Source organism: Paraburkholderia translucens (genome assembly GCF_020881035.1).
GTDB classification, from domain to species: Bacteria; Pseudomonadota; Gammaproteobacteria; order Burkholderiales; family Burkholderiaceae; genus Paraburkholderia; species Paraburkholderia translucens.
This window is the reverse complement of sequence record NZ_JAJITC010000003.1, coordinates 338,474-355,529: the sequence shown is the minus strand read 5'-3', so window position 1 is coordinate 355,529 and position 17,056 is coordinate 338,474. Positions and strand designations below refer to the sequence as shown.

The following is a 17,056-nucleotide window of genomic DNA, read 5'->3' as shown; positions in this document are numbered from 1 at the left end:
CCTGAACTTCAGACGGCGATTCTTACTGCGGCTGATAGATCGAATCGAACACGCCGCCATCCGCGAAGTGGGTCTTCTGTGCGTTGGCCCAGCCGCCGAACGAATCGTCGATCGTGTAGAGCTTGAGCTTCGGGAACTTCGCGGTCAGCTCGGCCGGAACCTTGTTAGAACGCGGACGATAGAAATTGCGCGCCGCAATCTCCTGGCCTTCCTCGCTATACAGGAAGTTCAGATACGCCTCGGCGAGCTTGCGCGTGCCGTGTTTGTCGACGACCTTGTCGACCACCGCGACCGGCGGCTCGGCGAGGATGCTCACCGAGGGCACGACGATCTCGAACTTGTCCGGACCAAACTCCTTCACCGACAGGAACGCCTCGTTCTCCCACGCGATCAGCACGTCGCCGATACCGCGCTGCACGAAGCTCGTGGTCGCGCCGCGCGCGCCCGAATCGAGCACGCCGGCGTTCTTGTACAGCTTGCCGACGAACTCCTTTGCCTTCTGGTCGTTGCCGCCCGGCTGATGCTCGGCGTAGGCCCAGGCGGCCAGATAATTCCAGCGCGCGCCGCCCGAGGTCTTTGGATTCGGAGTCACGATCGACACGCCCGGCTTCACCAGATCGTCCCAATCCTTGATGTGCTTCGGGTTGCCCTTGCGCACGAGAAATACGATCGTCGAGGTGTACGGCGAGGCGTTGTCCGGCAGACGCTTCTGCCAGTCCTTGTCGATGAGGCCCTTGTTCGCGATCGCGTCGATGTCATAGGCGAGCGCGAGCGTCACGACGTCGGCCTGCAGGCCGTCGAGCACCGAGCGCGCCTGCGCGCCCGAGCCGCCGTGCGACTGTTTGAAGGTGACAGTCTCGCCCGTCTTCGCCTGCCATTGCTTGCCGAATGCCTGATTGACGTCCTGATACAGTTCGCGCGTCGGATCGTAGGAAACGTTCAGAAGCGTGGTGTCGGCGTGCGCGACACCGCTTGCGCCCAACATGCCGAGCGCGCCCGCCGCGCCGACGGCGAGCGCCGCGATCAGTTTGCCGGTTCGAGCCGCAAGCCCCGTATGCCGATGGTTCATCTCAGTTTTTCTCCGCGTGATGGTCCGCTGATGAGTGTCTGGTGTTGTTCTGCGTCGCGGTCACGTGCACATGAGCGCCAAGCCGGGAGCCAGTCTATCGAAGGGCTTTCATCATTAAAAATAATGTTTATTCATTTTTTAATGCTCAAAAGTGGTAACGACAGACGTACCGGCTGCTCAGGCGCCGAAAGTGCCGCGATATCGCCGATGGGCGACGCCGCAGCACGCCCCTCGCGCCGAACTTAAAGTAAAGCTTGAAATACGCCGAATACTGTATAAAAATACAGTCACCTGTTCATACATACAGTGGCCATGACAAAACTCACCGCACGACAGCAGCAGGTTTTCGATCTGATCCGCCGCGCCATCGAACGCACCGGTTTTCCGCCCACCCGCGCGGAAATTGCCGCTGAACTCGGTTTCAGCTCGGCCAATTCCGCGGAAGAGCACCTGCGCGCGCTGGCGCGCAAGGGCGTGATCGAGCTCGCAGCCGGCGCGTCGCGCGGCATCCGCCTGCTGTCCGGGCAGGAGGATGCACCGCACCAGTTCACGCTGCCGCACGCGGGCCTGATGCAGTTGTCGCTGCCGCTGATTGGCCGGGTCGCGGCGGGTAGCCCGATCCTCGCGCAGGAACATATCTCGCAGCACTACGCGTGCGACCCGGCGCTGTTCTCGAGCAAACCCGACTACCTGCTGAAGGTGCGCGGCCTGTCCATGCGCGACGCGGGCATTCTCGACGGCGACCTGCTCGCGGTGCAAAAGCGGAGCGAAGCGAAGGACGGCCAGATCATCATTGCGCGGCTTGGCGACGACGTGACGGTCAAGCGTCTGAAGCGCCGGCCGAACGGCATCGAGCTGATCGCCGAAAATCCCGACTACGACAACATCTTCGTGGAAACCGGCAGCGCGGATTTCGCCCTCGAAGGAATCGCGGTCGGGCTGATCCGCCCCAGCGAGTTCTGATCTTTAGCTGTCGCCGGAACGTTCGCGCCAGTTTGTTCAACCCAAGCCGCATTTACGCCCGCATCAACGCCGTATCGCCTGGAGAGACTCATGGAACGCCTTGCCCGCCTGCTGCCTTTTCGCCAGTTCGGTCGTCTGCGCCATCTGCGCAAGCTCACGCCTTGCGGGTTGGTCGAGGCGTCCGCGGCGCGCACGCCGTCGCTGTTCGACGCGCCTGCCGAAGCGTCAGGACTGCCGTCGTCGTTGCCGGCATTCGCACGCGTATCCCTGAATGCGGCGCTGAACATGGCGGAGCCTGCGCGTCGAGCGCCGGTGCGGGTCTATCATGGACCATCGCGCTTGATCATGGTCGGCACGGTCGACGCCGTATGCCGTATGATCGACCGTTGCATAGCCGAAGAAGCCAACGTCCACGGCGCGGCGTTCGAAGCGTGAGCGAATTCTGAGCACGCATCCAAGGCGCATTTCGGATGTTCAGATGTTCGCGTGTTATGGGATCGTTTCGACCTCGCCGTGGTCGACGTTAGATCATCACTGACGTGGAGTCCCATTCGATGACAGTTCCGAAACGCTCACAAGGCAGCGCCACCCGGCCGCTGCTGATCACGCTGATCGTGGTGATCGTGATTGCCGCGCTGGGGTTTGTTTATGCGTCGCCGTACATCGCGGTGAACAATCTCAAACGCGCAGCAGATGCGCGCGACGTGCAAACGGTCAATCAGTACGTGGACTTTCCCGCGCTACGCGCCAGCCTCAAACAGCAGGTGGCCGATATGCTGACACGCCGGCTCGAGGCGGACGCCGGCAACAAGATGGCCACGATCGGAGCGGTGATCGGGGTGACGCTGATCGGCCCGCTCGTCGATGCCTATGCGACACCCGACGGTGTCGCGGCGCTCCTGAACGGCATGCCGCCTCGCGGCACGCCGGGCGAGCAACCGGCCGCGCCGCCGCCAGCCGCAGGCGGCGAAGCGCCGGCCGCGGGCGCCAATCAGGCGAGCGCGCCGCCCCCCGCGCGTCAGAGCACGGCCGGCTATCGCAGTCTCAATGAATTTGTCATCACGTTCCGGCGCGGCGAAGGCAACGCGAATTACTCGGCCATCTTCCATCGCGAAGGTCTGATTACGTGGAAGCTCGCGGCGATCAATCTGAACGAGTGATGTTGGCGGGGTGGGCATGCCGGGCGGCTAAGCTCACGCCGCAGCCGCCTGCTGCTGCTCCTGGCCGGACGAGCATGCCACCAGGATGCTGCACGAGACGCGGTCGAGCAGCGGCGTGTTACCCGCCCCCATCCACCAACGCGACAAACCGGTCCGGCAGCGATGACCGACCACCACGAGGTCCACCTGCAACTCGTTGGCAAGATTGGCGATCTCGTCGATCGGATGACCGAACGCGAAATGCCCTTGGGCATTCACGCCGCGCTCGGTCAGCCAGTTCACCCCTTCCTGCAAGATCTCACGGGCCGTTTTTTCGAAGCTGCCGCAGGCGACGTCGGTCAACAGGCCCGCGCTTTGCGCGATGCTCGAACGCATGTCGACGACCGACAGCAGATGCGTTTCCGCCTTCAACTCCAAAGCCAGATCGGCACCGCACCGCAGGGCTTTGCGGCCTTCGCGCGAGCCGTCGTAGCACAACAGGATTTTCTGGTAGCTCGCCATCATTTTCCCCCTTCGCGCGAAGGCGCGATCTGAATCAATCATGGTGCGCCGCAATCCGGCTTGCAAGGGATGGAAAACGCTAAGTCCATCGCCGGTGCATGCTGACCCAGCGTGCACAACCGTTGGGCGACTGGCGACAACGTTTGCGCAGGAATGCCGCGGCGCAAAACGTCGTGTCCGAACGTTGCGTCGGCGCTCCACGGGCCGTGCGGCGGCCCGGTCGCGCCGACTGCAACCGGCTCTACCGGGCAGCACCGGGCCCCTGATGCATAACGCGTTCCCGTACGCCCGTTCGCAGCGACGGCCGATACTCTGGAATGAGCGGCTTCGCAACGCTCGCGGCCGCACGTGCGCAAAGCGCGTGGCGCAGGTATGTTGTGGGTCTTGCCCTTACCTTGTGTCGTCTTACGGAGTCTCGCTAGATCTATGCCCGCTGCCCCCATCGAATTCCATCAGGTCAGGAAAAACTACGGCGAAAAAACGGTCGTCGATGGATTGTCGTTTCATGTGAACGCCGGCGAATGCTTCGGGCTGCTCGGCCCCAACGGCGCCGGCAAGACCACCACGTTGCGCATGCTGCTCGGCATCGCGGCGCCCGACGCCGGCGCGATCCGCCTGTGCGGCGAGCCGATCCCGGGCCGCGCGCGCATCGCGCGCTCGCGCGTGGGGGTGGTGCCGCAGTTCGACAACCTCGATCCCGATTTCTCGGTGCGTGAAAATCTGCTCGTGTTCGGCCGCTACTTCGGCCTGAGCGCTGCACAGTGTCGCGCAGCGGTGCCGGGGCTGCTCGAATTCGCCCGCCTCGAGAACAAGGCGCACGCCCGTGTGAGCGAACTGTCGGGCGGCATGAAGCGGCGCCTCACGCTCGCTCGCGCGCTGATCAACGATCCCGACGTGCTGATCATGGACGAGCCGACCACCGGTCTCGACCCGCAGGCGCGCCATCTCATCTGGGAGCGGCTGCGCTCGCTGCTCGCGCGCGGCAAAACCATCCTGCTGACCACGCACTTCATGGAAGAAGCCGAGCGGCTTTGTCATCGGCTGTGCGTGATCGAGGAAGGACGCAAGATCGCTGAAGGTGCGCCACGCGAGCTGATCGAGTCCGAGATCGGCTGCGACGTGATCGAAATCTACGGCCCCGATCCGCTTGCGTTGCGCGACGAACTCGCGCCGCTCGCCGAGCGCACCGAGATCAGCGGCGAGACGCTGTTCTGCTACGTGAACGACGCGCAGCCCATCCATGCGCGGCTCAAGCAGCGGGCCGATCTACGCTATCTGCATCGGCCGGCGAATCTCGAGGATGTATTTCTGCGGCTCACCGGACGCGAGATGCAGGACTGACCAGGCAGCGAGGCACTTCATGGACGCACGCACATACGAAACTCACGACCACACGCCATCGGCACAGGAACCGTTCGGTGCCTTCCCCGCCAACGCCATGAACTGGATCGCGGTGTGGCGCCGCAACTATCTTGTCTGGAAGAAGCTCGCGATCGCGTCGATGTTCGGCAACCTCGCCGATCCGATGATCTATCTGTTCGGTCTTGGCCTCGGGCTCGGGCTGATGGTCGGGCACGTCGACGGCGTGTCGTATATCTCGTTTCTGGCGGCGGGCACGGTGGCCTCGAGCGTGATGATGTCGGCGAGCTTCGAGTCGATGTATTCGGGCTTTTCACGCATGCACGTGCAGCGCACGTGGGAGGCGATCATGCATACGCCGCTCACGCTCGGCGATATCGTGCTCGGCGAGGTGATGTGGGCCGCGAGTAAATCCGTGTTGTCCGGCGTCGCGATCATGCTGGTGGCAGGCGCGCTCGGCTATGCGAATTTTCCGTCGATGCTGCTCGCGCTGCCGATCGTCGTGCTCGCCGGTCTCGCGTTCGCGAGCCTCGCGATGATCGTGACGGCGCTCGCACCGTCGTACGACTTCTTCATGTTCTATCAGACGCTCGTGCTCACGCCGATGCTGCTGCTCTCCGGCGTGTTCTTTCCGACCTCGCAACTGCCCGCGGCCGCCCAGGCCGTGACCGCCGCGCTGCCGCTCGCCAATGCGGTCGATCTGATGCGCCCGGCGATGCTCGGCCGGCCGATTGATCACGCCGCGCTGCATGTGAGCGTGCTGGCCGCCTATGCCATCGGTGGCTTCATCGTCTCGGCGATCCTGCTGCGGCGCCGCATGATGAAGTAAGTCCCCAGCGCGCGGGCGCATCGTGCATGCCCCCGCGCCGAACCGCGCCGCGTCAGTTCTCGTCGTCGTTCCACGGAATGTCGACGTCGGAGATGAACGCGACCGTCGCGAACGGCCCGCCCTCGTGGCGCCCGATCTTGCCATCGGCGCGCTGCCATTCGACCCGGAACACGGTACCCGGATCGTCCGCGATCAGCCGCACCGTGCGCAATTCGTCAGGATCGGCGTCCTCCACCGGTCCGTCGAGCGAGATCAGCAGCGCCTGCGGCCACAGGCCGTCGGCGGGATCGTAGATCCGGTCGCCGTCATGAATCAGCGTAAAGGCTTCCACGCCGATGGTCGCCGATGCATCGACGATCATCTTGGCGAGCGCGCGCAACAACGCGGTCGCTCTCGCCGAGTTCGCCTGACGGATCGCGAGATCGCCGCGCGTAAGCGCCTGCTCGAGCTTTGGATTGGTTTTCTGTTGCGCCATGGATGTGTGGGTCCTATCGCTCTATTGTTGTGGGCAACACGCCGTCGGGACGACGCGCCGCGTTTATTTTGGGGTCCGCATGCCGACGCTGGTGTGCGTTGCAGCATCGAGGGCTGCGCGGCATGTCCGCGGTTCGACTGTCATTGTTCCGCCGCTTTCCTGATCGTTGAGCGCACCATCAGAGTCGTTTTCAAAAGGCCGTCGTTACCGTCCACCACAGTTTAGGTCGTGAATCGGATTCCGGGAGAACATTTGCCGTTTGGTGCGTGGGATGTGTCGCATTTCATGCATCGGTTTGCGGGGGCCGCGGCGCGCGCTTGCCGCGACCTTGGTCCGTTTGCCGCGCGAGCGCCTCAGCCGGCTCGACACAGACGATCCGCGTGACCAGATGGTCGCGAAACGCCCGCATCCGAGGACGGCAACTCGCGCCCGCCCATCCTCCGCGCCTCGATACTTCGCTGGCCCATCTGCGGATCGGTCAATGGAATCGCGACGAAGCCGTCCTCGGCGTAGCGGTCGCGCAACCGACAGCAGCCCAGTGAACATGATCGCGCCGGACTTCTGCGCATGGCGATGGATCGAACCGCTGTGGTTGCAGATCAGGTCCGGCTCGAGCAGGATGCCTTCGAGCGCGCAGGATTCGGGCGGCCGGCCTGAAGCGCCGATCTGCTTGCCACGGCCGCCCCGGCGACCAACCGGGGCAACCACAGCAAGCACGACGCGATTACCTGACCATCAAGGTGCCGGATTCGGCTGCAGTTCGTGCAGCTGGTCGATTTCCGCGAGCACTTCCGGCGACAGTTTCACGCTCGCGCTGTCGATGTTCTCCTTCAACTGCTCGAGCGAAGTCGCGCCAATCAGGTTGCTGGTCACGAACGGCCGGCTATTGACGAACGCGAGCGCGAATTGCGCGGGCGACAAGCCGTGCTGCTTTGCGAGTTCGACGTAACGCGTAGTCGCTTGCACTGCTTGCGGCTTGCTGTAGCGCTGGAAGCGCTCGAACAGCGTGATGCGCGCGCCGGCCGGACGCGCGCCGCCTTCGTACTTGCCCGACAGCCAGCCGAACGCGAGCGGCGAATACGCGAGCAAACCGATGTTGTCACGATGCGCGTACTCGGAGAGCCCCGCTTCGTACGTGCGGTTCAACAGGCTGTACGGATTCTGGATGCTGACGATGCGCGGCAGGCCGAGCTTTTCGGCCGCGCGGAGAAATTGCGCGACGCCCCACGGCGTCTCGTTCGACACGCCGATATGGCGCACCTTGCCAGCCTTCACGAATTCGGCGAGCACCGTGAGCGTTTCCTCGATCGGCACCGTGTACGGGTCGTCGACCCACGGATACGACGGACGGCCGAACGTCATCGTGCTGCGATCCGGCCAGTGCAATTGATATAGATCGACGTAGTCCGTTTGCAGACGCTTGAGGCTGTCGTTGAGCGCCTCGGTCAGGTTCTTGCGATCGAACTGGTTGCCCTCGCCGCGAATGTGACGCGGATTGTGCGGCTGACGCGCCGGGCCCGCGATCTTGGTGGCGAGCACGATTTTCTCGCGCGCGCTCTTGTGCTGAGCGAGCCACGTGCCGATGTAGCGCTCCGTCGAGCCTTGCGTTTCGGCGCGCGGCGGCACCGGATACATTTCGGCGGTGTCAATCAGGTTCACGCCGTGATCGAGCGCGTAGTCGATCTGGGCATGCGCTTCCTGCTCGGTGTTCTGCTCGCCCCACGTCATCGTGCCGAGACCAATCAGGCTGACCTGCACGTCCGAGTCGCCGAGTCTGCGGTGTTCCATCTAGCTTGTCCTGTTGAAGAGGTGAACGGAAAGCGCTGACGTTACCACGCCGCCGCAATACCTGCAGCGACGCTAGAATGCGGGGCTCCTGCGTCGCATTGCGATCCGCATGCGCGCTTCTTCACGACTTCGCTCCCATGAATCACGAACACCTCGAATTGCTGGTCACGCGCGTGATGCCCTACGGGAAATATCAAGGCCGCTTGCTTGCCGATCTGCCCGGCCATTATCTGAACTGGTTCGCGAGCCAGGGCTTTCCGCCCGGTGAGATCGGCCGTCTCCTCGCGTTGATGCACGAGATTGATCACAACGGCTTGAAGCCGCTGCTCGAACCGCTGCGCAAGTCGAAGCGCGAGCAGCGTTGAGACCGGCATCGTGAAAGCCGCGTGAAGCCTTATCAAGCCGGCTGAAAGTCGCAGCGCAGGCGAGCTGCAAGCAACGCATGCCAATGCAAATTTATCGAGGTTTTGTCTTGCGCATCGCCTTTGCGTGGCCTTTAATCCGCATAGGTCGTCGCGCTGTGAAACGTCGATAGTGAAGCGGTTCAGTCGTCGTTCGTTGAATCGTGTTCCGCTGCGTTCCAGCGCCGTGCGATCCCCCGCCTTCGTGATCGCATGTCTGTCCATGTCCCAATTCACCCTTTCCGCACTCGTCGAATTCATCGGCCACGATCTGTCGCCGGTGCGCGCGGTCATCCTGTTCTTCGTGATCGGTTACGTGGTGGTTGGACTACCTGTGCACTTTCGCCAGGGCGCGGCCTCGCGCGACATCTGGGGCACGGCCGCCGGCGTGACGATGGCCGCGCTCTACGCGATGTTCATTGTTGGCGTATATCCCTGGCTGCATCACGCGTCGGCTCTCGCCCGTTGAGCGTCGGCCGCCGCCAGTTCCGCTCCAAGACCTTCCCATAGCGGTTCGAGCAATTCGCGACGCGGCTGCCAGCGCCGCATCGAGGTTCGATACAGCGGCTGGCGCACCTGCGCCGAACTCGCGGTGCTCACACGCCGCGTCGTCTCGTGAAACGCGAGGCAGCGTTCGTCCCACTCGAGCCCGCAATGCGCGAGCAGGCGACGCACGGTCGCTTCGAAAGCGTCGACCAGTTCTTCGTAGTCGATCTCGAGCATGACATCCGCGGGCAGCACGCGCCGCCAGTGCGCCATCAACGCATCGTATGCGCGGTAATAACGGCCCAGTTCGCCGAGATCGTAGCCGAACGGAACGTCGTGAAAAATGCGCGAGAAAATCGACAGACAGGTCTGCAATGGCGAACGACGGCTGTGGATGATGCGCGCGTTCGGCAGCGCGAGATGAATGAAGCCGACGTTGATGAAGTTGAACGGATACTTGTCGGTAAAGCGGGCAGCCTGACCGCCGGATTGCGCGAGCGGGCCCTGCATGCGTCGCAGATAGTCCGCGCCGAGCGCGCTCCATTGCGCCGCGCCCGCCTTCTCCAACGCCTCGACATCGATCCGCAACGGATCGCCCGCATCACGGCGAATGCATTGGACCAGCGCCTCGCCGAATTCGGTGCGTTCGCCCGCGCCGAACACGCGCGGATGGCTCGCGAGAATCTGCTCGATCAAGGTCGAGCCGGAACGCGGCATACCGACGATGAAAATCGGCGCCACCGGAGGATCGCCGATACCGCGTGCCGCCGCCAGCGCGTGCGCGCCGAACAGTTCGGGCAAGCGCCCGAACAGTCCGAGCGATTCCGCCTCGTTGTAGCGCACGCCCTCGCGATAGAGCGCGTTGCCTTTGAGCAGATGATGGAACGAGGCATCGTCGCGGCCCACGCCGGACAGCGCCGTGCCATACGCGAAGTGCAACTCGGCCTGGTCGGCGCGGTCGAACGACGCGGCGTCCCCTGCAAGCTGCGCCAATTGCGCGAAGACGGGATCGTCGGCGGCGAGGCGCCCGGTCTGCACGAAGTTGCGGTAGTAGAGCGGCACGCGCGGCTCGACGTGGATCGCGCGCAGGTATGCCTCGTGCGCTTCGTCGAAACGGCCGAGCGCCTGCAGACAGTTGCCCGCGTTGTTGCTCGAACGGGCGGCGCGCGGATTCAAACGCACCGCTTCGCGATAGGCGTCGACGGCTGCGTCGAGCCGATCCAACTGCTCGAGCGCCCAGCCGAGTCCGTGATGCAGATCGGCGTTGTGCGGATCGAGCGAAATCGCCTCGCGGTAACCGGCCTCCGCCTCGGCATAGCGGCGCAGCGCGGCAAGCGTCGCGGCGCGGCGCTCGTGAGGGATCGCTTCGACGGGCTCTAGCGCGCACGCGGATTCGAAACCTCGCAGTGCGGCTTCGAGGTCGCCGCGCGCGATGCAGGCGTCGCCTTCGGCGAGCCATGGCGCGGCGGTGTCCGGGAGGGAATCGGGCGTCATTGACGGCGGTGGATCGCTGGTGATGGCGGGAGAAAGGCTGGCGCGACGGTCGGCCGCCGGCGGCTTCGCAGGCGAACGGGTTGTTTGCGTCGAACTGGAGCGTGGATTGCCGCGCAGGCACGCGCATCGCTGCGGACTCGACGACGAATCGTCCGAGGAACATAGCAGCCGTGCCCTTCAGGAGCGTTTCAGATCGTTAACGAAGTGTTACTCCAGCACTGATCGGTAGCGTGCGGGAAGATTGGTGGAAGGATTGAGCGTCGCGGCAAGGGCTCCTGTGGTTGCGCCCCCCCAGCGCGCGGCGCCCCGCCCAGGCGGTAACGCCTGGACACAAATACCGCTGAACTCCATTGCGTGCGGTGTTTCTGATGAGTATGTGCAGGAGAGAACCGTGAGCAGGCTCATTGCGTCGATGACGTTGCTAGCGGCCGCGGCCGCTAGCTTTACCGGATGCGTCGCCGCGCCCCCCGCGGAATACGGCTATCCGTATGCGCAGCCCTACTATCCTTATGCGTATGGACCACCTTACTACGGACCGGTGTATGGCTCGGTTGGTATCTACGGCGGTTTTGGCGGTCCTTGCTGCTATTACGGACATGGGAACTGGCACGGACGTGGTGGATGGCATGGCGGCGGATGGCATGGCGGCGGATGGCATGGTAGTGGCTGGCACGGCGGCAATGGTGGATGGCACGGCGGCGGGGGTGGCATGCACGGCGGCGGGAGTGCGTGGACCGGGGGCGGGATGGGCGGACACGGGCATTGAAGATCGACGAACCTGTATCTGCATCCATCACAAAACGACGTGACTTTCACGCGCTCGGCGGTTTCTGACCTTGCGGTAAAATTGCTCCTTTGATTCAAGCCGTCTGGCCGTCCCATGTCGTTACCTCACACTCCCAGTCCCCGCCGCGTGTCCGTCGCGCCGATGATGGATTGGACAGATCGTCATTGCCGCTCGCTGCATCGAATGATTTCGCGCCGTACGTGGCTTTATACGGAAATGGTGACGACCGGCGCGCTGCTGCACGGCGATGTTCCGCGTCATCTCTCGTTTACGCCCGACGAAGCGCCGGTTGCGCTGCAACTTGGCGGCAGCGAGCCCGACGATCTCGCGCGTTCGGCGAAGCTCGGGGAGCAATGGGGCTACGACGAAATCAACCTGAATTGCGGCTGCCCGTCCGAGCGCGTGCAACGCGGCGCATTCGGCGCGTGCCTGATGAACGAGCCGCAACTCGTCGCCGATTGCGTGAAGGCGATGCGCGATGTCGTCTCGGTGCCGGTTACGGTCAAGCACCGGATCGGCGTCGATACGGTCGAGGAATACGGCTTCGTGCGGGATTTCGTCGGCACCGTTGCGGAGGCCGGCTGCGAGGTCTTTATCGTTCATGCGCGCAACGCGATCCTGAAGGGCTTGAGCCCGAAGGAAAACCGCGAGATTCCGCCGCTCAAGTACGACTACGCGTATCAGCTGAAGCGCGACTTTCCGAAGCTGGAGATCATCATCAACGGCGGCATCAAGACGCTCGACGAAGTCGACACGCATCTTCAGCACCTCGACGGCGTAATGCTCGGGCGCGAGGCCTATCACAACCCCTACGTCCTCGCCGAGGTCGACTCGCGCTTCTATGGGTCGGCTCAGGCCCCGCTTACGCGCGAGCAGGTCGAAGCGAAACTGATTGAGTATTGCGCGACTGAAATGGCTCGTGGGACCTATCTCGGCGCGATCACGCGCCATGCGCTCGGCCTGTATCGCGGCGAAGCGGGTGCGCGCGGCTGGCGTCGCGTTCTGTCGGACAGCAAGCGGCTAGCGGCCCGCGACCTGACTATCTTTGACGAAGCAAGACAGCATCTGCGCGAGCCCCTCGATATTTTTGAATAAAGGACTAGGCAAACGCAAATCAAGTCCCTATAATCTCGTTTCTTCGTTGGCGAGACATGTTTTTTAAAGCGAGTCAAGCAGACGTTAGTGGTGGCTGTAGCTCAGTTGGTAGAGTCCAGGATTGTGATTCCTGTCGTCGTGGGTTCGAGTCCCATCAGCCACCCCAAAGAATTCCCAAGCGATTCAATCGCTTAGAAAACGGCACTGTGTAAAAATACAGTGCCGTTTTTGTTTTGGATTTCCGCAAAATTCCCATTTTGGGAATCGATCTGCACCGCTTCCTCATAAGCCAGAGTTTATATACTGTTCGCATATACAGTATGCGCCCCCCCGTTCCGATACCCCCACATCTGTTTTCCAGCTGCTCGCATCGGCCGCCCTGCCGTTTCTGTGGCCCGGATTCCCGAGGATCGCGCCTATACCGACCGCGGAGCAGCGCACCAAAGGTGCCTCAGCCATTCGTATCAATGATTATGGGAGCGCGCCGTTCCCGGATCTCGACGACATGATTGCTGGCGGGCGCTGCATGGACATGTAAGCGCGCTGTTGATTTCGAGCGGCTAGACGAGCCGCGGCGTGGAGTCTCAAGTTCAGAAGAACAACGCGCCGGATATTGCGCACGGGCGCGTTTCATGCAAGACACTTTCGATGTCCCTGATCAGGACATCAGGAGGACACGTCTCGCAGGGCGCCACAGCCAGTGGACGGCATGGGGCCGCTATATGCGCGCTAGCGATGGCGCGACGCCCGCGGGCGAGACGCATCCCGCACACGTATTCTGATGGTTGGAGACGTCCTCGGCGGCTGCTCCAACTACTTCAACTATTTGCCGCCTCAAGGAAAATGTAAGGTATTTCCCCCCGAAGAAATTAGGCAGGTTGTCGCGCAGCAGATTGCCGTTATGCTGAACTTCGCCCCTGAGTTCGAGTCGTGTCGTGGGCACCGAAACGCTGGACTCTGGTCAGTTGCGGCGTCTCAGGGCCGGCCACGGTCGCCCTTCTTTTTCACCATCTGGCTGAGGCCTCGCCGCATTCGCCCACATGCGGCGAGTCGGTGTTCGTAGTACGGCCGCTCCCTGTCGTCCAGAATCGCATGGAGCGCGGCTACATTGGCCGGATTGGGATTCAGCTACGCTTCTACACTCGCGGCTTTGATCGGCACGAACCAGCGGTCATGCCCCGCAGTGGCCACCTCGGGCGGCGGCTCGTCTGTGATGGCAGTAAACGACAAAAGGTCCGACTCGCCGGGCGCTGTCCAGCGCGACCATAGACACACCACTAGCATTTCTCCGCCGGCGAGCGGGCCAACTCGAGGACGACGTTCTCATCTTCCTCGCGCTCCTTCCACTGACGCCCTTCCATTGTTGCGCGGCTGACGTTCTCATGGAACGCAGACATGATCATCACGCCGTGCGAGCAAGCGAACAGCTCGGCACCAGCGCTACCGACGATCGCGCCGCCACACGCGCGGTCCGTTGGTTCAACGGCGGCCGCTTTAGGCGACACGTGGTATCGCTGTCAGCAGGTTTCGAGCGGTAGAAGCACTTGTTCCTTCCTGAACCGCCGGATCCGATGCTCGCGTTCCCGCCAAACGATCCACCTGCCTGCGGCTGAAAGCACTGACGTTTGTCGCCGTCCTGACACTGCTCCGCGAATCCGCCGCCCTGCGTGTCGACGTGCATTCGTTAAAACCCGTGACACGCTGGTCCTGTCGCCTCAACGCAGTTCGCAGCGACACAACGGAGCGGGGAACGAGTTGCCATCCTTGTGGCCTCGCCTTCCCCACTGGAACCGTCGCGCCCTTGCGCGCATCGCCCACATGCTCGCTTTCGGGCGCCTTACCTCATCGGAGTCACTTATGAACGTGTTTTCGCTCGATCAATCCATGACCATTCCAGTCGTCCTCACTCCCGCGACTTCCTTTGACTACGCGAGCACCTGCGCAAATGCCCCTGAAGATCTGCCGGTGGATGGACCTTCGGACTTGGCGTCCCTACTGATGCTGCGCTCGCCGCATCGCTCCTTCGCTGACTTTCTGTGGTGTCGCGGGTAAGCCCGGACAGTCCGTCATTTTCCGAAGGAGAAGCAGACATGGACCGCTCCCCGCTATGGAAGGTGTTCGTGGACGAGTGCTACGGACTCCTCCTTGACTACGTCCAGCCGTTGATTCTTTTCGCCCGCTGGATCAGGCAACACTGCAAATGAACCTGATGGCCGCGAAGAACCGCGGCCATTCGCCGGATACACAGGAGGACTGAACGTGAAAATAGTCTCCGTCTCGGCAGTAAACGATCGCAAAGTCGACATCGTCAGTAGTGGACGCGCCGTATTTGCCATCCCGACTGAGGTCCCGCTTCAGGTGATCGAACTTCTTCGCCGTCGGCTCGAAGACCAGTTAGCACGCCCTGTCGCATGGAAGCGCCGCGACGCCCGCAAGCAACTACGCGATCGTGTCAAACAGATTCATGGACGAAAGCGCATGGAGCGTCGCCTGCCCGTCCGCCCGCTGCGGCACCGGCGTCGCGGGATGCGCGGCTCTTTCCGCCCCCGCTGGGGTCTCCCGGTATGGACACCCACATGAGCTGACTGCAAGACCCGGATTTGCATTGGCAGTGTCGCGCGAGAGACTGGTCACCAGAAGTCACGCGCGGCCTGCGTCGCTCACCGTCAACACTTTTCTTTCGAGGAACACATGAATTTCTCCGTCTTCCAGAACCTGTACCGCGCGCGCCGCGCATCGGATCAGCTCATCGTCGATGGGGCTCGGGTCTGGGTACCGCTCGACGCGAAGATTGCGCGCGGTACACCCGTTGTCACTGAACGTACCGTACCTTCCGGACCGATCCCGGTGCCGCGCCCAGTTCCCGTCGCTACGACGACGCCCACAACGCCAGTTGTCCCGCCAGCTCCTGCAGCCCCTGCCAGTCCGGAAGACTCGCACAATCCAGCGATGCGGAAAAGTCTCCCGAAACAGCCTGCGACCACCGCACGGCCGCCCTCGCCAGCGTCCCGGACGCAACCCGAGCACGACTTCAGCGGCTGCGTCCGACAGCCCCGGCGGACGTTCAGGCATGTGGTGGGAATGGCCGACACGAAACGGCGACTGCTGCGTGCTGCGCACGACATCCTGGCGGGTGACGATGGCAGCGACGAGCGCAACGGTATCCTTCTCTTCGGAGAACCAGGCAATGGCAAGACGCTCTTCGCCGAGGCCCTCGCTGGCGAGCTCGGGGTGCCGTTCCTGCCAATCGCCTTTGGCGACACCGCCTCGAAGTGGGTCAATGACACTCCGGAAAAAATCAGGGCAGTCTTCAGGACGGCACACCGAACCGCCCCCTGTGTGCTCCTGATCGATGAAATCGACTCGTTCCTCAAGCCGCGGGATGGCAGCACCCAGGTGCACTCGATGGATCGCGATGTGGTTAACACCATGCTCACGGAAATCGTTAACCTGCGCGGATCACGTGTCATCCTGGTGGCAGCCACGAACTACATCGAGCAGCTCGATACTGCCGGCATTCGCGATGGTCGCCTGGACTTCAGGATCGAAATTCCCCCGCCCGATCTGCCTGCTCGAATCAGTCTCATGGGCCATGCGATCTGCAGAAAGCTGGGGCCGCAAACAGTTGCCAAAAGTACTGTCGAGGCACTCGCCGGCCGCTGGGAGGGATTCAGCGCATCGCGGTTAACCGCGCTCGGAGGCCAGTTGCACGAGATGCAACGGGATGGCCAGTTCAGTGGCATGGTCACCTTCGACATCGCGATGCGGGCCATGCGTCTGCTGCAGGGTCGGCGCGGAAAATTGCCCGAGAACGTGAAGGCCATCGAGGACATCATCATGCCGGCGGAGTCTGGCAACATACTGCGCGGATGCGGGAGGTTCACCGGCTGGAGCAGATCGGTGGAAGCCTGCCAAGGGGGCTGCTCTTTTACGAGCCGCCGGGCACGGGCAAGACACAGGCCGCGATGGCGCTCGCAAAGGCATCCGGATACGCATTCCTCAAGACCTCAGGCGCTGATATCCTCGCGCGGCCTGATTCATGGGAGCGGATCGTGCGTGAAGCCAGTGACATCCGGCCTGCAATCATTTTCATTGACGAGGCGGATGACATCCTCGCCGACCGCCAGTATTCGAACGTCGCACCATTGACAAACAGGATCCTCACCACTCTCGATGGCGCTGGCGGACGCGTCCGGGACGTTATCTTTGTCGCGGCAACAAATCACTACGGCCGGCCCGATGCGGCAGCCGTGCGCGGCGGACGATTCAGCGAGAAAGTCCGGTTTGACGTCCCTGAGCGCGCAGACCTCGAGCGTTACGTCACCGAGACGTTGTTTAAGTTCGCCAGGGGACGCTACGTGTTGAAACAAGGCACAATCGGCAGATGCATGGACGTGCTCGCCGGACGCGCTATCGCAGATGCTGATGCCGTCATCGCTGAAGCGGTGAACCGCGCCGCCACCCGGGCGATCCGCGACAATATTGCCGAGATCAGGCCACTGGACGTTTCGGCCGCCGCCCGGACTGTGTTGGCAAGCGAGACGGCCGGCGCGTGAGCGTAATCAGACATACGGCGCCGTCCGGGATCATGCACGACCCGCCGTCATCGTGTGGTTCAGGCCTAATGACTCAACAAGTCACCGGCGTGC

At 62.8% G+C, this 17,056-nt stretch carries 15 protein-coding genes, 1 tRNA gene and 2 pseudogenes; 12 read left to right on the top strand and 6 right to left on the bottom strand.

Translation table 11 applies throughout. The features are described from left to right. Positions 1–22: 22 nt before the first annotated feature. The gene (locus LJ655_RS07195) at positions 23–1,069 is read right to left on the bottom strand and encodes a sulfate ABC transporter substrate-binding protein (RefSeq protein ID WP_230560560.1); all 1,047 of its coding nucleotides are present in this window, start codon (positions 1,067–1,069) and stop codon (positions 23–25) included. A gap of 312 nt (positions 1,070–1,381) precedes the next feature. Here LJ655_RS07195 and lexA point away from each other — a divergent pair, with 312 nt between their 5' ends. From lexA to LJ655_RS07180, 3 genes are all read left to right on the top strand, one after another. Next, complete coding sequence (lexA, locus tag LJ655_RS07190; RefSeq protein ID WP_008922406.1) at positions 1,382–2,032, top strand: transcriptional repressor LexA; 651 nt, start codon at positions 1,382–1,384, stop codon at positions 2,030–2,032. Between the two features lie 90 nt (positions 2,033–2,122). Further along, entirely contained in the window at positions 2,123–2,467 is a 345-nt protein-coding gene (locus tag LJ655_RS07185; protein WP_230560559.1) for a hypothetical protein, read from the top strand. Between the two features lie 119 nt (positions 2,468–2,586). Beyond that, positions 2,587–3,192 carry a DUF2939 domain-containing protein gene (locus LJ655_RS07180; RefSeq protein WP_230560558.1) on the top strand — a complete coding sequence of 202 codons (606 nt, stop codon included), beginning with the start codon at positions 2,587–2,589 and terminating at the stop codon, positions 3,190–3,192. A 33-nt stretch (positions 3,193–3,225) separates the two neighbouring features. Here LJ655_RS07180 and LJ655_RS07175 read toward each other — a convergent pair whose 3' ends face one another. Next, on the bottom strand, positions 3,226–3,693 hold the full coding sequence (locus tag LJ655_RS07175; protein ID WP_230560689.1) for a universal stress protein: 468 nt from the start codon (positions 3,691–3,693) through the stop codon (positions 3,226–3,228). 426 nt (positions 3,694–4,119) lie between these two features. Between LJ655_RS07175 and nodI the strand changes: the two genes are divergently transcribed. Both nodI and LJ655_RS07165 read left to right on the top strand, forming a co-directional pair. Further along, positions 4,120–5,034, top strand: coding sequence for a nodulation factor ABC transporter ATP-binding protein NodI (gene nodI, locus LJ655_RS07170; protein WP_230560557.1), 915 nt, complete (start codon positions 4,120–4,122; stop codon positions 5,032–5,034). Positions 5,035–5,053: 19 nt separating this feature from the next. Beyond that, on the top strand, positions 5,054–5,881 hold the full coding sequence (locus LJ655_RS07165) for an ABC transporter permease (RefSeq protein ID WP_230560556.1): 828 nt from the start codon (positions 5,054–5,056) through the stop codon (positions 5,879–5,881). Between the two features lie 52 nt (positions 5,882–5,933). Here LJ655_RS07165 and LJ655_RS07160 read toward each other — a convergent pair whose 3' ends face one another. Together LJ655_RS07160 and LJ655_RS07155 are read right to left on the bottom strand one after the other, a co-directional pair. Continuing rightward, positions 5,934–6,356 carry a hypothetical protein gene (locus LJ655_RS07160; protein WP_230560555.1) on the bottom strand — a complete coding sequence of 141 codons (423 nt, stop codon included), beginning with the start codon at positions 6,354–6,356 and terminating at the stop codon, positions 5,934–5,936. Positions 6,357–7,091: 735 nt separating this feature from the next. After that, entirely contained in the window at positions 7,092–8,144 is a 1,053-nt protein-coding gene (locus LJ655_RS07155; protein ID WP_230560554.1) for an NADP(H)-dependent aldo-keto reductase, read from the bottom strand. A 137-nt stretch (positions 8,145–8,281) separates the two neighbouring features. On the opposite strand from LJ655_RS07155, the gene LJ655_RS07150 reads away from it, so the two are divergent. Then, complete coding sequence (locus LJ655_RS07150) at positions 8,282–8,509, top strand: DUF3820 family protein (protein ID WP_230560553.1); 228 nt, start codon at positions 8,282–8,284, stop codon at positions 8,507–8,509. 259 nt (positions 8,510–8,768) lie between these two features. Beyond that, a complete protein-coding gene (locus tag LJ655_RS07145; RefSeq protein WP_230560552.1) occupies positions 8,769–9,014 on the top strand; it encodes a hypothetical protein in 246 nt (81 codons plus the stop codon). On the opposite strand, the gene LJ655_RS07140 is transcribed toward LJ655_RS07145, so the two are convergent. After that, entirely contained in the window at positions 8,990–10,525 is a 1,536-nt protein-coding gene (locus LJ655_RS07140; RefSeq protein WP_230560551.1) for a tetratricopeptide repeat-containing sulfotransferase family protein, read from the bottom strand. The genes LJ655_RS07145 and LJ655_RS07140 overlap by 25 nt on opposite strands. Positions 10,526–10,916: 391 nt before the next feature. On the opposite strand from LJ655_RS07140, the gene LJ655_RS07135 reads away from it, so the two are divergent. The 3 genes from LJ655_RS07135 (at position 10,917) to LJ655_RS07125 (ending at position 12,573) form a co-directional block, all read left to right on the top strand. After that, positions 10,917–11,291, top strand: coding sequence for a hypothetical protein (locus LJ655_RS07135; protein WP_230560550.1), 375 nt, complete (start codon positions 10,917–10,919; stop codon positions 11,289–11,291). 114 nt (positions 11,292–11,405) lie between these two features. After that, the gene (dusA, locus tag LJ655_RS07130; RefSeq protein ID WP_268991345.1) at positions 11,406–12,407 is read left to right on the top strand and encodes a tRNA dihydrouridine(20/20a) synthase DusA; all 1,002 of its coding nucleotides are present in this window, start codon (positions 11,406–11,408) and stop codon (positions 12,405–12,407) included. A 90-nt stretch (positions 12,408–12,497) separates the two neighbouring features. Next, positions 12,498–12,573, top strand: a tRNA-His gene (locus LJ655_RS07125). 875 nt (positions 12,574–13,448) lie between these two features. Here LJ655_RS07125 and LJ655_RS07120 read toward each other — a convergent pair. Continuing rightward, positions 13,449–13,834, bottom strand: a pseudogene (locus LJ655_RS07120) (SOS response-associated peptidase family protein); the annotation flags it as partial. 1,264 nt (positions 13,835–15,098) lie between these two features. On the opposite strand from LJ655_RS07120, the pseudogene LJ655_RS30175 reads away from it, so the two are divergent. After that, positions 15,099–15,950 (top strand): annotated as a pseudogene (locus LJ655_RS30175) (AAA family ATPase); the annotation flags it as partial. A 326-nt stretch (positions 15,951–16,276) separates the two neighbouring features. Next, positions 16,277–16,963: an ATP-binding protein gene (locus tag LJ655_RS07110; RefSeq protein WP_329959684.1), complete on the top strand. Its 687-nt coding sequence runs from the start codon at positions 16,277–16,279 to the stop codon at positions 16,961–16,963. Positions 16,964–17,056 lie beyond the last annotated feature (93 nt).